1 protein-coding gene is annotated in these 1,182 nt (G+C 66.6%); it reads left to right on the top strand.

Features of this window, described 5'->3' with window-relative positions:
* Positions 1-139: 139 nt before the first annotated feature.
* Positions 140-1,144 (top strand): threonine aldolase family protein, encoded by a 1,005-nt coding sequence (locus tag SPR01S_RS21015; RefSeq protein WP_066593808.1) that lies wholly within the window; start codon positions 140-142, stop codon positions 1,142-1,144.
* Positions 1,145-1,182 lie beyond the last annotated feature (38 nt).

Raw genomic sequence — 1,182 nt, 5'->3', positions numbered from 1 at the left:
GGGTCGTCTTTCTTCTTCGACCGGCCCGACGAAAAAGAAGAAAGAAGACCTCACCCAAACCCTCTCCCGCAAGCGGGAGAGGGCTTAAGCACGACGATTTCCCTCTTTCCTCACGCCCCCGCATCGCGGATGGAGCCGCATGCGCTTCTTCTCCGACAATGCCGCCCCGGCCTGCCCCGCAGTGATCGACGCGATCGCCGCCGCCAATGTCCTCGACACCGCCTATGACGGCGACCGCTGGTCGAAACAGCTAAACGGGCGCTTCTCCGACCTGTTCGGGACGCCGGTCGAGGTACTGTGGACCCCGTCGGGCACCTCGGCCAACTGCCTGGCGCTGGCGGCGCTCTGCCAACCGCACGGCGCGGTGATCTGTCACCGTGAGGCGCACATCAACAATGACGAGGCGGGCGCGCCGGGCTTCTACCTCCACGGTGCGAAATTGCTGCTCGCCGAGGGGCCGGGTGCCAAGGTGACGCCGGAAGCGATCAAAGACGTGCTCGCCGGGATCCGCAACGACGTGCACCAGGTCCAGGCGCATGCGCTGTCGATCACCAACGCCACCGAATACGGCCTGACCTACACGCCCGACGAAGTCGCCGCGCTGGGCGATCTCGCCAAGGCGCGCGGGCTCGGGTTCCACATGGACGGCGCGCGCTTCGCCAATGCCGTGGTGCATTCGGGCGCCGATCTCGCCGATCTGACATGGCGAGCCGGGGTCGATGCGCTGAGTTTCGGGTTCATCAAGAATGGCGGGATGACCGCCGAGGCGCTGGTGTTCTTCAAGTCGGGACTTGCCGCGGCGAGCCATTATCGCCGCAAGCGCGCCGGGTTGCTTGCGTCGAAAGGGCGCTATCTGGCGGCGCAGATTCTGGCGATGCTCGACAATGACGTGTGGCTCGACAATGCGCGTGCGGCCAACGCCGGCGCGGCGCTGCTCGCGCGCGCGGCGGGCGATCGGCTGGTCTATCCGGTCGAGGCGAACGAGGTGTTTTTGCGCGTGACCCGCGAAGAAGCGGCGGGTTTGCGCGCCTTGGGCTTCGACTTTTACGACTGGGCGCCGGGTGAGGTACGGTTGGTCACCTGCTGGGACCAGGCCGAGGACGCGATCCGACCGCTGGCGGATGCGATCGCGGCGTTGCCGTAATCAATCCTCCCTACGCGAAGCGTGGGGAGGGGGACCGC

The organism is Sphingomonas pruni NBRC 15498 (assembly GCF_001598455.1).
GTDB lineage: Bacteria > Pseudomonadota > Alphaproteobacteria > Sphingomonadales > Sphingomonadaceae > Sphingomonas > Sphingomonas pruni.
This window is presented reverse-complemented; position numbering and strand designations above follow the sequence as displayed.

Bases quoted from the DNA above. Each gene is read 5' to 3' on its own strand.
- SPR01S_RS21015 (WP_066593808.1), top strand. From the start codon at position 140: ATGCGCTTCTTCTCCGACAATGCCGCCCCGGCCTGCCCCGCAGTGATC.